This window comes from Bradyrhizobium sp. USDA 10063 (genome assembly GCF_054063735.1).
Window position 1 is genome coordinate 5,589,084 of record NZ_JBSSGP010000002.1, and the last position, 18,364, is coordinate 5,607,447.

Annotated in this window: 16 protein-coding genes; 10 read left to right on the forward strand and 6 right to left on the reverse strand. The window is 63.7% G+C overall.

Going from position 1 to position 18,364, the window contains the following annotated elements; translation table 11 throughout:
- Nucleotide 1: 1 nt before the first annotated feature.
- From truB to ACVJGD_RS28600, 5 genes are all read left to right on the forward strand, one after another.
- On the forward strand, nucleotides 2–1,111 hold the full coding sequence (gene truB / locus ACVJGD_RS28580) for a tRNA pseudouridine(55) synthase TruB (protein ID WP_456637365.1): 1,110 nt from the start codon (nucleotides 2–4) through the stop codon (nucleotides 1,109–1,111).
- A gap of 2 nt (nucleotides 1,112–1,113) precedes the next feature.
- Nucleotides 1,114–1,383 carry a 30S ribosomal protein S15 gene (rpsO, locus tag ACVJGD_RS28585; protein ID WP_456637366.1) on the forward strand — a complete coding sequence of 90 codons (270 nt, stop codon included), beginning with the start codon at nucleotides 1,114–1,116 and terminating at the stop codon, nucleotides 1,381–1,383.
- A gap of 380 nt (nucleotides 1,384–1,763) precedes the next feature.
- The gene (gene pnp / locus ACVJGD_RS28590; protein WP_456637367.1) at nucleotides 1,764–3,920 is read left to right on the forward strand and encodes a polyribonucleotide nucleotidyltransferase; all 2,157 of its coding nucleotides are present in this window, start codon (nucleotides 1,764–1,766) and stop codon (nucleotides 3,918–3,920) included.
- A 197-nt stretch (nucleotides 3,921–4,117) separates the two neighbouring features.
- Nucleotides 4,118–4,852: a superoxide dismutase gene (locus tag ACVJGD_RS28595; RefSeq protein ID WP_456637368.1), complete on the forward strand. Its 735-nt coding sequence runs from the start codon at nucleotides 4,118–4,120 to the stop codon at nucleotides 4,850–4,852.
- 215 nt (nucleotides 4,853–5,067) lie between these two features.
- Entirely contained in the window at nucleotides 5,068–5,664 is a 597-nt protein-coding gene (locus tag ACVJGD_RS28600; protein WP_456637369.1) for a glutathione S-transferase family protein, read from the forward strand.
- 99 nt (nucleotides 5,665–5,763) lie between these two features.
- On the opposite strand, the gene fabI is transcribed toward ACVJGD_RS28600, so the two are convergent.
- The 3 genes from fabI to fabA form a co-directional block, all read right to left on the reverse strand.
- Nucleotides 5,764–6,564 carry an enoyl-ACP reductase FabI gene (fabI, locus tag ACVJGD_RS28605; RefSeq protein ID WP_456637370.1) on the reverse strand — a complete coding sequence of 267 codons (801 nt, stop codon included), beginning with the start codon at nucleotides 6,562–6,564 and terminating at the stop codon, nucleotides 5,764–5,766.
- 180 nt (nucleotides 6,565–6,744) lie between these two features.
- A complete protein-coding gene (gene fabB, locus ACVJGD_RS28610) occupies nucleotides 6,745–7,968 on the reverse strand; it encodes a beta-ketoacyl-ACP synthase I (RefSeq protein ID WP_456637371.1) in 1,224 nt (407 codons plus the stop codon).
- Between the two features lie 43 nt (nucleotides 7,969–8,011).
- Nucleotides 8,012–8,533: a 3-hydroxyacyl-[acyl-carrier-protein] dehydratase FabA gene (gene fabA, locus ACVJGD_RS28615; RefSeq protein WP_027580962.1), complete on the reverse strand. Its 522-nt coding sequence runs from the start codon at nucleotides 8,531–8,533 to the stop codon at nucleotides 8,012–8,014.
- 323 nt (nucleotides 8,534–8,856) lie between these two features.
- On the opposite strand from fabA, the gene irrA reads away from it, so the two are divergent.
- Complete coding sequence (gene irrA, locus ACVJGD_RS28620) at nucleotides 8,857–9,345, forward strand: iron response transcriptional regulator IrrA (RefSeq protein ID WP_456637372.1); 489 nt, start codon at nucleotides 8,857–8,859, stop codon at nucleotides 9,343–9,345.
- A 141-nt stretch (nucleotides 9,346–9,486) separates the two neighbouring features.
- Here irrA and ACVJGD_RS28625 read toward each other — a convergent pair whose 3' ends face one another.
- Nucleotides 9,487–10,017, reverse strand: a complete 531-nt coding sequence (locus ACVJGD_RS28625) for an SH3 domain-containing protein (RefSeq protein ID WP_456637373.1) — start codon at nucleotides 10,015–10,017, stop codon at nucleotides 9,487–9,489.
- 328 nt (nucleotides 10,018–10,345) lie between these two features.
- Here ACVJGD_RS28625 and ACVJGD_RS28630 point away from each other — a divergent pair, with 328 nt between their 5' ends.
- Nucleotides 10,346–11,347, forward strand: coding sequence for a 2-hydroxyacid dehydrogenase (locus tag ACVJGD_RS28630; RefSeq protein WP_456637374.1), 1,002 nt, complete (start codon nucleotides 10,346–10,348; stop codon nucleotides 11,345–11,347).
- A 341-nt stretch (nucleotides 11,348–11,688) separates the two neighbouring features.
- Nucleotides 11,689–13,755 carry a putative bifunctional diguanylate cyclase/phosphodiesterase gene (locus tag ACVJGD_RS28635; RefSeq protein ID WP_456637375.1) on the forward strand — a complete coding sequence of 689 codons (2,067 nt, stop codon included), beginning with the start codon at nucleotides 11,689–11,691 and terminating at the stop codon, nucleotides 13,753–13,755.
- Nucleotides 13,756–13,884: 129 nt separating this feature from the next.
- Here ACVJGD_RS28635 and ACVJGD_RS28640 read toward each other — a convergent pair whose 3' ends face one another.
- Entirely contained in the window at nucleotides 13,885–14,805 is a 921-nt protein-coding gene (locus ACVJGD_RS28640; protein WP_456637376.1) for a LysR family transcriptional regulator, read from the reverse strand.
- 116 nt (nucleotides 14,806–14,921) lie between these two features.
- Between ACVJGD_RS28640 and ACVJGD_RS28645 the strand changes: the two genes are divergently transcribed.
- A complete protein-coding gene (locus tag ACVJGD_RS28645) occupies nucleotides 14,922–15,929 on the forward strand; it encodes an aldo/keto reductase (protein ID WP_456637377.1) in 1,008 nt (335 codons plus the stop codon).
- Between the two features lie 9 nt (nucleotides 15,930–15,938).
- Here the strand turns inward: ACVJGD_RS28645 and ACVJGD_RS28650 are convergent, their stop codons facing one another.
- Entirely contained in the window at nucleotides 15,939–16,742 is an 804-nt protein-coding gene (locus tag ACVJGD_RS28650; protein WP_456637378.1) for a HesA/MoeB/ThiF family protein, read from the reverse strand.
- A gap of 227 nt (nucleotides 16,743–16,969) precedes the next feature.
- Here ACVJGD_RS28650 and ACVJGD_RS28655 point away from each other — a divergent pair, with 227 nt between their 5' ends.
- Nucleotides 16,970–18,325 carry a serine protease gene (locus ACVJGD_RS28655; protein WP_456637379.1) on the forward strand — a complete coding sequence of 452 codons (1,356 nt, stop codon included), beginning with the start codon at nucleotides 16,970–16,972 and terminating at the stop codon, nucleotides 18,323–18,325.
- The last annotated feature ends 39 nt before the right edge of the window (nucleotides 18,326–18,364 follow it).

Genomic DNA, 18,364 nt, shown 5'->3' on the forward strand with positions numbered 1-18,364 from the left:
GATGACCGTGACGACCGCAAACCCCGTGATCGAATCGCAAGACGTCGATTCGCATGCGGACGAAGAAAAAAGCTCTGCGCCTGCGCGCGGCAACGAGATGCGCCGCGTCAACAACGATCCGCGCCAGAAACAGAAGCAGCAGGGCAACCAGCCGCGGCGCGACAAGCGCGACGTCCATGGCTGGGTCGTGCTCGACAAGCCAATCGGCATGACGTCGACCCATGCGGTGGCGGTGCTGAAGCGCCTGTTCCAGGCCAAGCGCGCCGGACACGCGGGCACGCTCGATCCGCTCGCCTCGGGCGGGCTGCCGATTGCGCTCGGCGAAGCCACCAAGACGGTTCCCTTCGTCATGGAAGGCCGCAAGCGCTACCGCTTCACCGTTGCCTGGGGCGAGGAGCGCGATACCGACGACATCGAAGGCCGCGTGGTCAGATCCAGCGAACTTCGTCCGTCGGCCGACTCGATCCAGGAACTGCTGCCGCGCTTCACCGGTGTGATCGAGCAGGTTCCCCCGCAATATTCCGCGATCAAGATCCAGGGCGAGCGGGCCTATGACCTGGCGCGGGACGGCGAAAAGGTCGAACTGCAGCCCCGGCCGGTCGAGATTCACGAATTAACCCTGGTGGAACATGGGGATGGCGGCCAGTCCGTGTTCGAGGCCGAATGCGGCAAGGGGACCTATGTTCGCGCTTTGGCTCGGGATATGGGGCGGATTCTCGGCTGTTTCGGCCATATCTGCGCGCTCAGGCGGACCGTTGTCGGTCCGTTTACCGAACGAGACATGATTCCGCTGGAAGAATTGGAGGCTTTGTGCAATAGAGCCGCGTCTGGCGAGGGCAGCCTCGCCGACGCGCTTTTGCCCGTTGAGACCGCGCTGGACGACATCCCGGCACTGGCCGTCACACGGGCGGATGCGGCGAGGCTCCATCGGGGCCAAGCCGTTTTGTTGCGCGGACGGGATGCGCCCAATAGTAGCGGCACAGTCTATGTCACGGTGGCAGGCCGGCTTGTCGCGCTTGCCGAGATTGGCAATGGCGAAATCATCCCCAAGCGCGTGTTCAACCTGACCGGACTGACTGCCAGTTCGGCTCGCAACCATGGAAGTATCTGACGATGTCGATTACCGCCGAACGCAAAGCGGAAGTCATCAAGACGAGTGCCCTCAAAGCCGGCGACACCGGCTCGCCCGAGGTTCAGGTCGCGATCCTGTCGGAACGCATCACCAACCTCACCGAGCACTTCAAGACCCACGTGAAGGATAACCATTCACGCCGCGGCCTGTTGAAGCTCGTGTCGACGCGACGCTCTCTCCTCGACTACATCAAGAAGAAGGACGAGGCGCGTTACAAGGCATTGCTGGAAAAGCATAACATTCGTCGTTGATTTCAAGACTGCGCGCGCAAGTTGGCGCGCGTTTTCGCATGATCTTCCGAGAGACCGGAGTTTCCACCGTTCGGAGACGATCATGCGCAGGAGCATGAACGTGACGACCGCATGTCGCACGCACTCATGCTCCAGCCTGGAGCGTGATCCGGTTTTCCGGAAAGATCATGCTCAAACCTAAAGTGCCCAGCAGCAATCCGGCCGCTGGGCGGGGCAAGATGCCCGTATGAACGAAGGGATGGACGCCATCCGGAACATGAGAACCATGGCAGGATCGCCGGATACTGATCACGGCTTGCGATCAGCGTCCCGCCATCTTGCGCATGGTTTTTGCGTTTTGGAGGCCCCGTCCTTTCGTGAAACCATGAAAGAAGACCGAAATGTTTACGAAGCATTCCGTGGAGATCGACTGGGGCGGACGTCCGCTCAAGCTTGAAACCGGCAAGATCGCCCGCCAAGCCGATGGCGCCGTGGTCGCGACCTACGGCGAGACCGTGGTGCTCGCCACCGTCGTCGCCGCCAAGGCCCCTCGCGAAGGCGTCGACTTCCTGCCACTGACCGTCGATTACCAGGAGAAAGCCTATGCCGCGGGCCGCATTCCCGGCGGCTACTTCAAGCGCGAGGGCCGGCCGACCGAAAAGGAGACGCTGGTCTCCCGCCTGATCGATCGCCCGATCCGCCCGCTGTTCGTCGACGGCTGGCGCAACGAAACCCAGGTGATCGTGACGACGCTGTCGCACGACATGGAGAACGATCCGGACGTGCTGTCGATGGTGGCGGCTTCCGCCGCGCTGACGCTGTCCGGCGTGCCGTTCAAGGGCCCGATCGGTGCGGCCCGCGTCGGTTTTGCCAATGACGAATATGTGCTGAACCCGACGCTGGACGAGATGACTGAAACCCAGCTCGACCTCGTCGTCGCCGGCACGGCAGATGCCGTGCTGATGGTGGAATCGGAAGCCAAGGAGCTGAACGAAGACGTCATGCTCGGCGCCGTGATGTTCGGCCACCGCCACTTCCAGCCGGTCATCAACGCGATCATCGAGCTCGCCGAGAAGGCCGCGAAGGAGCCGCGCGAGGTCACTCCGATCGACAATTCGGCGATCGAGAAGGACATGCTCGCCCTGATCGAGCAGGAACTTCGGACCGCCTATGCGATCCCGGTGAAGCAGGAGCGCTATGCCGCGGTCGGCGCCGCCAAGGAAAAGGTGATAGCGCACTTCTTCCCGGAAGGGCAGGAGCCGAAATACGACAAGCTGCGCGTCGCCGACGTGTTCAAGGAGCTGGAAGCGAAGATCGTCCGCTGGAACATCCTCGACACCGGCAAGCGCATCGACGGCCGCGACGTCAAGACCGTGCGCAACATCGTCGCCGAAGTCGGCGTGCTGCCGCGCGCCCATGGTTCGGCGCTGTTCACGCGCGGCGAGACCCAGGCGATGGTCGTGACCACGCTCGGCACCGGCGAGGATGAGCAGTACATCGACGCGCTGTCGGGAACGTACAAGGAGACGTTCCTGCTGCACTACAACTTCCCGCCCTATTCGGTCGGTGAGACCGGCCGGCTCGGCGGCACCAAGCGTCGCGAAATCGGCCACGGCAAGCTCGCCTGGCGCGCGATCCATCCCGTGCTGCCTCCGCACCACGAATTCCCCTACGCGGTGCGCGTGGTGTCTGAAATCACCGAGTCCAACGGCTCGTCGTCGATGGCCTCGGTCTGCGGCGCCTCGCTGGCGCTGATGGACGCCGGCGTGCCGTTGAAGCGGCCGACCGCCGGTATCGCGATGGGCCTGATCCTCGAAGATCAGCGCTTCGCGGTGCTCTCGGACATCCTCGGCGACGAGGACCATCTCGGCGACATGGATTTCAAGGTCGCCGGCACCGAGGGGGGCATCACCTCGCTGCAGATGGATATCAAGATCGAGGGCATCACCGAGGAGATCATGCGCGTGGCGCTTGGCCAGGCCAAGGAAGGACGCATCCATATCCTCGGCGAGATGGCGAAGGCACTGACGGCCGCGCGCGCCGAGCTCGGCGAATACGCGCCGCGCATCGAGACCTTCAAGATCCCGACCGACAAGATCCGCGAAGTGATCGGCACCGGCGGCAAGGTGATCCGCGAGATCGTCGAGAAGACCGGCGCCAAGATCAACATCGAGGACGACGGCACCGTGAAGGTCGCCTCCAACGACGGCGAGGCGATGAAGGCGGCGATCAAGTGGATCAAGTCGATCACCTCGGAGCCGGAGATCGGCCAGATCTACGACGGCACCGTGGTCAAGGTGATGGAGTTCGGCGCCTTCGTGAACTTCTTCGGCGCCAAGGACGGCCTCGTCCATATCAGCCAGCTCGCGGCCAGCCGCGTGCAGAAGACCTCCGACGTCGTCAAGGAAGGTGACAAGGTCAAGGTCAAGCTGCTCGGCTTCGACGACCGCGGCAAGACCCGGCTGTCGATGAAGGCGGTCGACCAGGAGACCGGCGAGGATCTGGAGGCCAAGCAGAAGACGGACGCGCCGGCGCCGCGCGAGGCGGCCGGCGAGTAAGCGCCTAGACATACTTGGAATTGCTAAAAAGGGCGGCCTCGATGGCCGCCCTAAGTTTATGTGGGGCTTTGCAAATCAACCGTGGCTGATGGCCATGTGCGGTTTGGCCGCGATATCGTGATCATGTTTTGTCGGAACCGCTTCACGTCCTGCGCCTACAATAGGACACCATGCTTTCCTTAAGCCCGGAGGTCACGATGTCATTCCTGTCCCGCCGCCGCCTGATGATGGCCGCAACCGGTCTCGTCGCCGCAGCCGCTTCGCCGCGAATGGTGTTCGCGCAAGCCTCGGCCCAGCCGCCTGCCGGTCCGTTTAAGGTGGATCCGCTGGCGTATCCCGCCAATGCGCTGGAGCCGCATATCGATGCGCTGACGATGCAGATCCATCATGACAAGCATCACCAGGCCTATGTGAACAACGTCAACGCGATCGCCAAGGATCATCCGCAGATCGCCGACAAGCCGATCCCGGATGTGCTCGCCAAGCTCGGCGATGTGCCGGAGGCGGTCCGTACCGGCGTCCGCAACAATCTCGGCGGCCACGCCAACCACACCATGTTCTGGCAGATCATGGGCCCGAATGGCGGCAAGCCGGAGGGCGAGGTGCTCGCCGCCATCGACCGCGACCTCGGCGGCCTGGAGAAACTGCGGACCGACTTCAACGCGGCCGGCGGACGCGTATTCGGTTCGGGCTGGGTGTTCGTCACGGTGACCAAGGACGGCAAGCTCGCGCTCGAGACCCGTCCGAACCAGGACAGCCCGTTGATGGACGGCAAGCGCGTGCTGTTCGGCAACGACGTGTGGGAGCACGCCTATTATCTGCATTACCAGAATCGCCGCCCCGACTATCTGCAGGCCTGGTGGAACACCGTGAACTGGAAGGCGATCGGCGACCGCTACGCCGCCGCAAAGGCCGGCACGCTCGGCGTGTGATCAACGCACATGGGACGCTGCCAAACGGCCGGGCCGCAAGCCCGGTCGTTTTTGCGCGGTCTCCCGTGATCTGCAGCGCTCAGCATGATGCACATGAATAGGCTTGACCCAGATGTCGGCCCGTACCGCTTCGCTGCTCCCAAGGGTTGTAGATTGCCAAATCCGGACTTTCCGGGCGAAGAACGAGCCCTCCGCCAACGAAAGGGTTCAGCTCCATGATCCAGCTCTATTGGTCGCCTCGTTCGCGCTCGTTCACCTGCCTGTGGCTGATGGAAGAAACCGGGCTGCCCTATGAGCGCGTGCTGACCGACATCTCGACCGGCGCGCAGAAGGCGCCGGAGTTCCTGAAGGTCAACCCGATGGGCAAGGTGCCCGCGCTGAAGGACGGCGACGTCGCGCTCGGCGAGGCGGCTGCGATTTGCGCCTATATTGCGGATCGCTATCCGGAGAAGAAGCTCGCACCTGCGCTCACCGATCCGAAGCGGGGACGATATCTGCAGTGGCTGTTCTTCGCGCCGAGCTGCATCGAGCCGGCGCTGATCCAGATCTTCACCAAGCTCGAGGTGCCCGCCAGCACAGCGGCGTGGGGCACCGCAACGCAAGTGTTCGACGTGCTCGATGCCGAGCTGCAGAAGGGGCCGTGGATTCTCGGCGAGGATTTTTCCGCCGCCGACATCGTGGTCGGCTCCGGCCTGAACTATGCAGTGCGGCTGTTCAAGATGGTGCCGTCGCGGCCGTCGTTCGAGGCCTATATCGCGCGCTGTGCTGCGCGCCCCGCGTTCCAGCGCGCGGAGCAGATGACGGCGGGATGAACGTAGCGCTTGTAGGGTGGGCAAAGCGCAGCGTGCCCACCATCTACATCCCACTCGTGATGGTGGGCACGCTTCGCTTTGCCCACCCTAAGAGAAAATCTACTCCGCCTTCAGGTTTTCTGGCCGCGGCATCGAGATCACGTTGTAGCCGGAATCGACGTAGTGGATTTCGCCGGTGACGCCGCCTGAGAGATCGGACAACAGATAGAGCGCGGAACCGCCGAGCTCATCGAGCGTCACGCCGCGGCCGAGCGGCGAATGCTTCTGCTGGAACGCGAACATCGCGCGGGCGTCGCCGATGCCGGAGCCGGCAAGCGTGCGCACCGGTCCCGCCGAAATCGCATTGATGCGGATGGCGCGCGGGCCGAAATCAGCGGCGAGGTAGCGCACGGAGGCTTCCAGCGCCGCCTTCGCAACCCCCATCACGTTGTAATTTGGCATCACGCGCATCGAGCCGCCGAAGGTCAGCGTGATCATCGAGCCGCCAGTCTCCGGCATCAGCTCCGCGGCGCGCTTGGCGAGCTCGGTGAAGGAGAAGCAGGAGATCAGCATGGTGCGCGAAAAATTCTCGCGCGTGGTGTCCGCATAGCGGCCCTTCAGCTCGTTCTTGTCGGAGAAGGCAACGGCGTGGACGAGGAAATCGAGCTGGCCCCATTTCTCGCGCAGGGCCGAGAACACTGCATCGACACTTGCGAGATCCTCGACATCGCAGGGCAGCACCGTATCAACACCGAGCGACTGCGCCAGCGGCTTGACGCGCTTGCCGAGCGCCTCACCCTGGTAGGTGAAGGCGAGCTCGGCGCCCTGCGCATGGAGCGCCTTGGCGATGCCCCAGGCGATCGAGTGATCATTGGCGACGCCCATGATCAGTCCGCGCTTGCCTTTCATCAGGTCCTGCATTGCCCGTCCGCTCCTATTGACTCGCTGCTGCGTCATCACCCGCCACCGGGTCGGCGCTGAGCGCCGCCCGATGACAGGCTCCGCCGGGTGATCCAGTACTCCGAATACGCGAGTGACCGACCGAGAGGCTGCGGCATACTGGATGCCCCGCCTTCGCGGGGCATGACGGGCAAAGGAAAACTACGCATCCAGCCGCTTGAACACCAGCGTCGCGTTGGTGCCGCCGAAGCCGAACGAATTCGACAACACGGTGCCGAGCTTCGCATGGTCGATGCGCTTGCGCACGATCGGCATGTCGGCGAAAACAGGATCGAGCTCGGTGATATGCGCGCTCTCGCAGATGAAGCCGTTGTTCATCATCAAGAGCGAATAGATCGCCTCCTGCACGCCGGTGGCGCCGAGCGAATGGCCGGTCAGCGCCTTAGTCGCCGATATCGGCGGGCATTTCTCGCCGGTGCCGAACACCTTTCGGATCGCCTCGATCTCCGGCGGATCGCCGGCCGGCGTCGAGGTCGCGTGTGGATTGATGTAGTCGATCGGCGTCTTCACCGTCGACAAGGCCATGCGCATGCAGCGCTCGGCGCCTTCGCCCGAGGGCGCCACCATGTCGTAGCCGTCGGAGGTCGCGCCATAGCCGACGATCTCGGCATAGATGCGTGCGCCGCGCGCCTTGGCGTGCTCCAGCTCTTCCAGCACCACGACGCCGGCGCCGCCGGCGATGACGAAGCCGTCGCGGTTGATGTCGTAGGGACGCGAGGCGGTGGCCGGCGTGTCGTTATATTTCGACGACATGGCGCCCATGGCATCGAACAGCACCGACAGCGTCCAGTCGAGCTCCTCGCAGCCGCCGGCGAAGATCACGTCCTGCTTGCCCATCTGGATGATCTCGGAGGCATTGCCGATGCAGTGGTTCGACGTCGCGCAGGCCGAGGAGATCGAATAGTTCACGCCCTTGATCTTGAACCAGGTCGCAAGCGTCGCGGACGCGGTCGACGACATGCCCTTGGGAACGGCGAACGGACCGACCCGCTTCGGGCCCTTGGTGCGCGCGATGTCGGCGGCCTCCACCAGCGTGCGCGTCGACGGCCCGCCCGAACCCATGATGATTCCGGTGCGCTCGTTGGAGACTTCGCCCGCCTCCAGCCCGGCATCGCGGATCGCCTGCTCCATCGCCACGTGATTCCACGCCGCGCCGTCGGCCAGAAACCGCATCGCGCGGCGATCGATCACCTCGGCCGGATTGAGCGTCGGGGCACCTTGCACCTGCGAACGGAAGCCAAGCTCGGCATATTTCTCCGCGCGGGTAATGCCGGACTTTGCCTCGTGAAGGCTCGCAAGCACTTCCTGGGTGTTGTTTCCGATGGACGAGACAATGCCCATCCCGGTGATGACAACCCGCCTCATGATCGCCTCGCCCTGCCGTTAGTTTTCTGTGTGACGGTTTCGGTCACGCCGGGGCCGTGCCCTGCTTGAACAGCCCAACCTTCAAATCCTTCGCGCGATAAATAATCTCGCCGTCCATGGAAAGCCAGCCATCGGCAATGCCGAGCACCAGCCTCGAGCGCATCACGCGCTTGATGTCGACGTTGTACACAACCTTGCGCACGTTCGGCAGCACTTGGCCGCCGAATTTCAGTTCGCCAAGCCCGAGCGCCCGGCCGCGTCCCTCGCCGCCGATCCAGCCAAGGTAAAAACCGACCATCTGCCACATCGCATCCAGGCCAAGGCAGCCGGGCATGACCGGATCGTTCTTGAAGTGGCAGCCGAAGAACCAGAGATCCGGCTTCACATCGAGCTCGGCGCGCACCAGTCCCTTGCCGAACTCGCCGCCGGTCTCGGAAATCTCGCTGATGCGGTCGAACATCAGCATCGGCGGCAACGGCAACTGGGCATTGCCGGGACCAAACATCTCGCCCCTGCCGCACGCCAGCAGATCCTCGTATTCATAACCGCTGCGCCGCTCCAGCATCCTCTTTCCACTCTCCTCAATGTCCCGGTGAAGCGCTCTCGAACGAACCGGACCGTTTCCCCGGCGGGAGAAGATTTCCCGCAACCCGGCGCTACCTTGGGCGCGAACGGCATCGTCTCTACCGATTTCGCATATGTGGTCCGCGCGCTCTCTAACATAGGCGGGAAGGCGCGGCAAAGTGCCGGAATGGGTTAAATTGCTGCATCCCCAGAGGGTTCCGCCTGGATGCCACGGGCGGCCCCCAGTTGCGAGAAACTTGCATCTGAAGGATTTCCTTCTTATAGTCACGTGGAATTGCCCGAGTTTAGGTAGCTAGAGTGCATATGAGCGACGAAGTTCCGCATGTGAGCGATGACGCTGGTCAGGTCGCCCGCAGCCCCGGTCATCAGCCGGCGCTGACCGGCTGCCCATGGCATGACGTCAATGAAATGCTGCAGGCGGCAGGCCTTCGGCCGACCCGTCAGCGCATGGCGTTGGGCTGGCTCCTGTTCGGCAAGGGCGCCCGTCACCTCACCGCAGAAATGCTTTACGAGGAGGCGACGCTAGCCAAGGTCCCGGTATCGCTGGCCACTGTTTACAACACGCTGAACCAGCTCACCGATGCCGGCCTGCTCCGTCAGGTCAGCGTCGACGGCACCAAGACCTATTTCGACACCAACGTCACCGCGCACCACCATTTCTATCTCGAGAACAACCACGAGCTGGTCGACATTCCCGACCCGCATCTGGTGCTCTCGAAGATGCCGGATATCCCGGAAGGCTACGAGATCGCGCGCATCGACATGGTAGTGCGGTTGCGCAAAAGGCGCTGATTTCTGTCGCCCCGACACAAATCGGAATTTCGTAGGGTGGGCAAAGGCGCTCTTGCGCCGTGCCCACCATTAATCGCCTGTGCTCTCGATGGTGGGCACGCTTCGCTTTGCCCACCCTACAGGATCATCGCCGGAATTTAGCTAATTCACCTTCTCGTCGGCGTAGACGCCCCACAGGCGCTGCTGCTGCTCGATCCAGCCGTCGAAGCCGTTGCCGGTGACACGGCACCAGCTATTGGCGCATTTCTTCACCTGCGCGATGACACCGGCCTGCAGCCGGGCCGCCACCGCGCTGGCCGCGTCCGGGCGATCGTAGAGCGCCGCCAGATCGTCCTTGTGCTTCATCGTGACGACCGCAGTGCGGCGGCCCGACAGCAGCGAATGATACACCCAGCCTTCGGCGCCTTCGGAATCGCGCACCCGGCGCCAGTTCTCGAACTCGGCGGTGATTTCGACCGGCAGGCCGGAGCGGGTGTAGACCCAGGCGACGTCATTGTCCTTGGTCGGGCCGGCGCGGACATTCACATGATCGGATTTGAGGCTGACATAGCGCGGTATCGGCAGGCCGCTGGTGGTCGGGGTCGCATCCTTGGCCGAATGCCCTGGGGATACCGAAGTGCCGAGCATGCACCCGACCAGCATCGCCAACCAACTCAACCGCCCCAACGCCATCAACTCGTCTCCTGCCGAGAACGCCAACTCAAATTCTGCGAGCTGAACCCTTAAGCGCCCAGAACCCCAGACCCCTGTGCCGCGCGTCAATGCCCCGGCCCGTCTTGCCGAGGGGTTCTTGTGTTGGCCCGGTCTTCTGCTAGAGAGGACTGAACGTTAAGAACCAGAACGCCCGACTTTCCTTGGAAACCCGAGGCAAGTATCGGGGAACCCAGGGAAACGTGAAGGAAACGCCGGGACCGCGCAGCAACCGCAGTTTCGAACAACCGGGTTAATGAGGCCTGAACGGCGAAGCCTTTGACGGGCCGAAGCCTCATGAGAGCAGGACATGTCGGTTAAGAAGAAGCCTCTCGTCGTCGTCACCCGCAAGCTGCCGGATTCGATCGAGACCCGGATGCGCGAATTGTTCGACGCGAGGCTCAATCTCGACGACACGCCGATGACGACCGAGCAGATCGCGGAAGCCGTGCGCACTGCTGATGTGCTGGTGCCGACCGTCACCGACCTGATCCGCGAGGACGTGCTCAACCAGAGCGAATCCAAGCTGCGGCTGATCGCCAATTTCGGCAACGGCGTCGACAATATCGACGTCGCGGCGGCGCATGCGCGCGGCATCACCGTGACCAACACGCCGAAGGTGCTGACCGAAGATACCGCCGACATGACCATGGCGCTGATCCTCGCGGTGCCCCGACGGATGATCGAGGGCGCCTCGATCCTGACCGAGGGCAAGAACTGGCCGGGCTGGTCGCCGACCTGGATGCTCGGCCATCGCATCGGCGGAAAAAGGCTCGGCATCATCGGCATGGGCCGCATCGGCCAGGCGGTGGCGCGCCGCGCCCGCGCCTTCGGCCTGCAGATCCATTATCACAACCGCCGCCCGGTGGCGCCGCGCATCGCCGACGAACTTGGCGCCACCTATTGGGAAAGCCTCGACCAGATGCTGGCGCGGATGGACATCCTCTCGGTGAACTGTCCGCATACGCCTGCGACCTTCCACCTGCTGTCCGCGCGGCGGCTGAAGCTGATCCGCAAGGACGCCTATATCGTCAACACCGCGCGCGGCGAGGTGATCGACGAGGACACGCTGATCAAGCTGATCGAAGCCGGTGAGATCGGCGGTGCCGGCCTCGACGTCTATGAGCACGAGCCCGCGGTCAATCCGAAGCTGGTGCGGCTCGCCAAGGCCGGCAAGGTGACGCTGCTGCCGCATATGGGCTCGGCCACCATCGAGGGCCGCGTCGAGATGGGCGAGAAGGTGATCATCAACATCCGCACCTTCCTCGACAACCACAAGCCGCCGGACCGCGTGCTGCCGAGCATGCTTTAGCGCATGATCCGGAAAGGTGTGAAGCGGCCATCCCGCGTAACAAACGCGAATCGCATGACGGGAATTTCCCTCGGTCCGGCGTATCCGCCGACGAATGCCTCGACCTCGGCTTCAGAGATGGGTGGCAAGTAAGGATATCCCTGCGCCGAACGGCCTCCCCATCGCCTGCGGGCGCCAGGTGCCTGAACGAGACGGCCACAAGCCGTTAACCCTTCCTTGCGGTTGATCCGATTCCGGCCCGCTCGGGTAAGTGATCGTTATGCTTCCTTTCAGACAATTCGCTCGGAAAATGCAGCATAGCCTCGTATTGCCAGCATTTATTTTGTTCAGAGATTGCGGTCATGCGCGTTGTATCCTGCCTCTTTACCGAACATGATTTGCGGTTGGTCCTACTTGCGGCGGTCGTCTGCGTCTGCGGTTGCTGGATCACGTTCGGGCTTTTTGAGCGTGCGGTGAAAAGCACAGGGATGCAGCGCCAGGGCTGGAATTTCCAGACTGGAGTAGCCGCGGGCGCGTCGGTCTGGTGTACGCACTTCGTAGCCATGCTCGCCTACGAGCCGAGAGTGGCAGTCGCGTTCGACCCTCTGCTCACGGTCGCGTCGCTGGTCATCGCCATCGCGGGGCTGGGGCTGGGCTTCGCACTCGCATCCAGCAGCACGGCCAAGTTCACGCCGGAATTCGGCGGAGCGGTGGTCGGCCTTGCTATTTCGGCCATGCACTATACCGGAATGGCCGCTTATCACGTCGAGGGCATCGTCCAGTGGGATGCCGGCTATGTCGCCGCCTCGGTGACGCTCTCAGTCGCTCTCAGCGCATTCGCCGTGCGCGTGGCCGCGCGACGGTCCCTCCCCCGGTCGACCTATTGGGCCGTCGGTCTTCTCGTGCTTGCAATAGTGTCACTGCACTTCACCGCGATGGCTGCCGTCACGGTCTTCCCGCTGTCGTCGGGCCCGACGTCGGCCAACCCGGCCGTGTTCCAGACCATGGCCGTGGCGATTGCCGGCGTCTCGCTCATTATCGTTGGCACGGGCGTCGCGAGCTACCTGGTGGACGTTCAGTCGCGCACTGAAAATATTCGGCAGCTACGGCACATGGCGCTCAACGATGCACTCACCGGCCTGCCCAACCGCGCAAGCTTCGCTGACCGGCTCGGTGTCGAGTTGGCGAAGGCGACGGAACAACGCACCAGGATTGCCGTCATCGGCATCGACCTCGATCGCTTTAAGGAAATCAATGATCTCAGGGGACACGGCGCCGGCGATCAAGCACTGAAGATCGTCGCGAGCCGACTCAAGCACATGCTCGTGGGCGGAGAATTCGTGGCTCGGGTCGGCGGCGACGAGTTCAGCGCCATCAAGCGATTTGACGGGCAGAACGAGTTGCTCGACTTTGTCGCGCGGCTGGAAGCGGCGCTCTTTGAACCGATTGAGATCGATGATTTCAGGACGGCTTCGGGCGCCAGCATCGGCGTCGCTGTTTTTCCGGAGGATGGCCGCACTCCCGAAGCTCTGGTTAGCAATGCCGACCTTGCCATGTATCGTGCCAAGGCCGACCTCACGCAGGCGGTATGCTTCTACGAGCACCATCTGGATGAGATGGCGCGCGAGCGCCGCGGCCTCGCCAGTGACTTGCGATATGCCGTGGAGCGAGGACAGCTTGAACTCCACTACCAGGTGCAGACCTCCGTCGCGACGGGCGAGGTGTGCGGCTACGAGGTATTGCTGCGCTGGCGCCATCCCGAGCGCGGCATGATCCCGCCGATAGAGTTCATCCCCATCGCGGAAGAAAACGGTACGATTCTTGCGATCGGCGAATGGGTCATGCGCGAGGCCTGCGCACAGGCGGCCCTGTGGCAGAACCCGCACAAGATCGCGGTCAATCTGTCCCCGGTGCAGTTCGCCCATTCCAAGCTGCCCCGCCTGGTGCACCAGATCCTCCTCGAGACCGGTCTGCCGCCGGCCCGGCTGGAACTGGAGATCACTGAAACGGCGATCATTACCGACAAGGCCCGCACACTGCACACCTTGCGCCAGATCAGAGCGCTTGGCGTCACCATCGCACTTGACGATTTCGGGACCGGCTATTCGTCGCTCGACACCCTGCGGTCGTTTCCGTTTGACAGGATCAAGCTCGACCGCTCATTCATGACCGAGGTGGAACAGAGCCCGCAGTCCAAGGCGATCGTCCGCGCCGTCCTTGCGCTTGGCAAGAGCCTCAACATTCCGATACTGGCCGAGGGTGTTGAAACGATGGACCAGCTTGCCATCCTTCGCCATGAGGGCTGCGATGAAGCGCAGGGTTACCTGCTCGGTCGGCCCAAGCCGTGCGATCAGATCTTCCAGTCTGCTCCCGGGAAGAGCTACGCGCTCCACTTGCCGAACGTTGATCTGGTCGGGCGTCTGGCGTGACGGAACAGGCCCGTCGGTGCGCGAGGATGGCCGCAATGCGTCTGATGGAAACCACGCGCTCACCCGCGAAGGCCGGTCACTGGCGCAAGGTGTGACCGAGCAGTTGCGGCTTCCTCTAAAGGAGATAACTCAAGCCGTACCACCACCCCTTTTCTCACGCTTGCGCCAGTCGGCGACGAACGCCACGAAGGCGGCAAGCGCGGGCGGCACCTGACGCCGGCTCGGATAGTACAAGAACGGGCCGGGGAACGGCTCGCACCAATCTTCCAGCAAGCTGACCAGTGCCCCGGACTTCAGGGCTTCACTTACGTAGCCATCGAGCGTTGCCCAAATACCTGCGCCGTCGAGCGCAGCGCGCATGGCAAGGCCCATATTGGTCGAGATCAGCTTTGCGGGCGGATCGACCTTCAAGAGCTGGCCGCGCTTCTCAAATTCCCAACCGTGCATGACGCCGCTGCTGTAGCGCGCGCGGATGCAATCGTGCTCGAGCAGGTCCTTCGGATGGCTCGGCCTGCCGCGGCGCGCGACATAAGCAGGCGATGCCACGACGACGTAGCTCTGCGGGCCGCTCAGCGAAATCGCCACCATGTCCTGCGCGAGATGCTCGCCATAGCGCACGCCGGCATCGAAGCCCCCGCTGACGATATCGACGAAACCGCTTTCGGAGACGATATCGAGGTCGACCTGCGGATGGGCCTCCAGGAACGGCCCGACCATCGGCGCCAGCACGAGGTCGACCGCCGGCGGCGGCGCGTTGATGCGCAGGCGGCCCGACGCAACCTCGCGCAGGCCCCGCACCTGCTCGAGAGCATCGCTGACATCGCGGAGCGCGGGCGCGACGCGCGACAGCAGCAGCTCGCCTGCCTCGGTCAGCGCGACGCTGCGGGTGGTGCGGTTCATCAAGCGGACGCCAAGGCGATCCTCCAGATCCTTTAGACGCTGGCTAAGGCTTGACGCCGACACGCGAATTTCCCGCGCCGCGCGCCGAAAATTACGGGTGCGGGCGATCGCCACGAAAGCGTCGAGGTCGTGCAGGTCAGGGTCCGCCATTGTTCGACAGGATGAACAAGCTATTCTCGATTGTCCAGCTTCTCGGCGTAATGGAAAGGACGCATATCCTCCCTCGTCACGCGGCGCCATCAGCCGCCTTTTCGAGGAAAGCCAACATGGAACAACGCAAACTCGGTTCAACCGGCCCCACCGTTTCCGCCCTTGGTCTCGGCTGCATGGGCATGTCGGAGGTCTATGGACCGGCCGATCGCGGCGAGAGCATCGCCACGATCCATGCGGCACTCGATGCCGGAATCACGCTGCTCGACACCGGCGACTTCTATGCCATGGGCCACAATGAAATGCTGGTCCGCGAAGCGCTGAAGGATTGCCCGCGCGACAAAGTGCAGATCAGCGTGAAGTTCGGTGCGCTGCGCGGTCCCGGCGGCGAATTCGCAGGGTTGGATTGCCGTCCCGCCGCGATCAAGAATTTTCTTGCCTATTCGCTGCAGCGGCTCGGCACCGACTACATCGACATCTACCGACCCGCGCGTCTCGATCCCAACGTTCCCATCGAAGAGACGATCGGCGGCATCGCCGAGATCGTGAAGGCCGGCCACATCAGGCATATCGGCCTGTCCGAGGTCGGCTCGGACACGATCCGACGGGCGCATGCCGTGCACCCGATCGTCGATCTCCAGATCGAATATTCGCTGATCGCACGCGGCATCGAGCGTGACATCCTCAAGACCTGCCGCGAGCTCGGCATCGGCATCACCGCCTATGGCGTGCTGTCCCGCGGCCTGATCAGCGGCCATTGGACGAAGGACAGCGGCAAGGTCGGCAAGGACTACCGGCTGATGACGCCGCGCTTCCAGGGCGCAAACCTCGATGCCAATCTCGCGCTCGTGGAGTCGTTGCGCGCAATCGCCAGCGAGATCGGCGCAACGCCGGCACAGGTCGCAATCGCCTGGGTGGCGGCGCAGGGCAAGGAGATCGTGCCGCTGGTCGGCGCCCGTCGCCGCGACCGTCTCACCGAAGCACTTGGCGCGACCAAGGTCACGCTGACGCAGGCTCATCTTGCGGCGCTGGCAAAAGCCTTCCCGCCGGATGTCGCCTCGGGCACACGCTATGCCGCCGAGCAGATGGCACATCTGGACAGCGAGAAGCCCGCTACAACGTAACGGCCGCAATCAGGTGCGATGGGCGCTCAGGTCAGTCATGACCGGCCCATCGCCATTGAGCGGATTGGCCGGATCGCGCGCGTAACGCAAGGTCTCGAAGCGCATCGCGCGCGCATCCACCATCAAAATGCGCCCGACCAGGCCCTCGCCGAAGCCGACGATCTCACGGATCGCCTCCAGCGCCATCATCGAGCCCAGGACACCTGCGAGCGCGCCCATCACGCCGGCTTCCGCGCAAGCGGGAACCGTGCCGGGCGGCGGAGGCTCCGGAAACAGGCAGCGATAGGTCGGATTGAACTCACCGGCCTTGTTTTTCTCGTGGGCGCGGATCGTGGTGAGCGAGCCGTCGAACACGCCGAGCGCGGCTGTGATCAGCGGCTTGCCGGCGAGGAAGCAGGCATCGGAGACAAGGTAGCGCGTCTCGAAATTGTCGGAGCCGTCGAGCACGATATCGTAGCCGCCGATCAGCGACATCACATTGTTCGCGTCGAGCCGCACCGCATGCGGCTCGAAATTGACATGCGGGTTGAGCGCATGAATCTGCTCGGCGGCGCTGTCCACCTTGCGTTTGCCGATGTCCGGCGTCGCATGGATGATTTGGCGCTGCAGATTGGACAAGGAGACCGTGTCGTCATCGACGACCCCGAGCGTGCCGACGCCGGCCGCCGCCAGATACATCAGCGCCGGCGCACCCAGGCCGCCCGCGCCGATCACCAGCACCGAAGCTTCCTTCAGCGCCGCCTGTCCGGGCCCACCGACTTCGCGTAGCACGATATGGCGGGCGTAACGTTCGAGTTCGTCGGCAGTCAGCATTGCAGACCTTGTCCTTCCTCGCGCTCCCTACCGGACCCTCATGGTGAGGAGCGCGGAACGCGCGTCTCGAACCATGAGGCCCAGACCTCGCCCGTGGCCCATCCTTCGAGACGGCCGCTACGCGGCCTCCTCAGGATGAGGTCGGAGTCGTGAACCCTCACGCCGTTGTTGCCGACCAAGCAGATGTGCATAATCGGCCCACCGCGCAATAACCTCCCGGATTTGTCATGAGATCGATGCTTTCGGCAACATTGATGATCGTGACAATGGGTGCCGCGCAGGCACAGACGACGCCGCCCGCGACCGGGGTCGCCAAGCCGAAGACGGTCGCGACCGTGCCGGTCCGCCCCGCGCGGCAGAAGCCGGAAGAAACGGCAAACGGGATGACGCAGGCCGAGCGGCTGACGCTGCAATCCGATCTCGCCTGGGTTGGCCAGTATAATGGGGCGATCACGGGCGATGTCAGCGAGCGCATGGTCAATGCGATCAAGGAATTCCAGAAATCGCGCGGCGGCAAGCCGACCGGCGTGCTCAATCCGCAGGAGCGCGGCGTGCTCGCCGAGACCGCGCGCCGCAAGCAGGAGAGCGTCGGCTGGCGGATCGTCACCGAGCCCGGCACCGGCGCCCGGCTCGGCATTCCCTCAAAACTGGTTCCGCAGCTCGCAAGCGGCGTCGACGGCGCCAAATGGACGTCGCCGACGGGGACGGTCCAGGTCATGCTGGCGCGGCGCAAGGAGGCGAACCCGACCACCGCAAAACTTGCCGAGCGCGAGAAGAAGGAGCCGGGGCGGACCGTCGACTATACCGTCATCAAGCCGGATTTCTTCGTGCTGTCGGGCCTGCAGGGGCTGAAGAAGTTCTACATCCGCGGCACGTTCAAGGGCGACGAGGTCCGCATCCTCTCCATCCTCTATGACCAGGCGACCGAAAACACCGTCGAACCGGTGGTGATCGCGATGTCGAGCGCGTTCAACGCGTTCCCATCCGGCCCGCAGGTCGCGGGTCCCCCGCCACGTAAGACGGTGGAATACGGCACCGGCGTTGTTGTCAGCGATGACGGCGCGATCGTGACCGACCGCCTGGTCACCGACGAATGCATCGCGATCACGATTGGCGGCCACGGCAATGCCGACCGGATCGCCGAAGACAAGGAGCACGATCTCGCGCTGCTGCACATCTACGGCGCACGCGGATTGAAGCCGCTGAATATCGGCGGCACTGGCGCCAAGCCGACACTCGACCTCACCGGCATCGCCGATCCGCAGAACCAGGGCGGCGGCAATGCCGTCAGCAGCGCCAAGGCGACAGCCACGCCTGTCGGCAGCGACGTTACTCTCACGCCTGCACCGGCGATCGGCTTCTCCGGCGCCACGGCGCTCGATGCAGACGGCAAGTTCGCCGGACTCGCTTTGCTGAAGCCTGTGATCGTTGCCGGCCCGGCGAATACGGCATCTGCCTCGCAGGCGATGCTGGCGCCCGCGGAAACCGTCCGCAGCTTCCTCAAAGCTCACGGCGTGAATGCGAATGGCACGTCGTCCGACGCGAAGGCCGCTGTCGTCCGTGTGATCTGCGTGCGCAAATAAGGCGCGCTCCCCGCCTCGCCCCGCTCTTGCGGGGAGAGG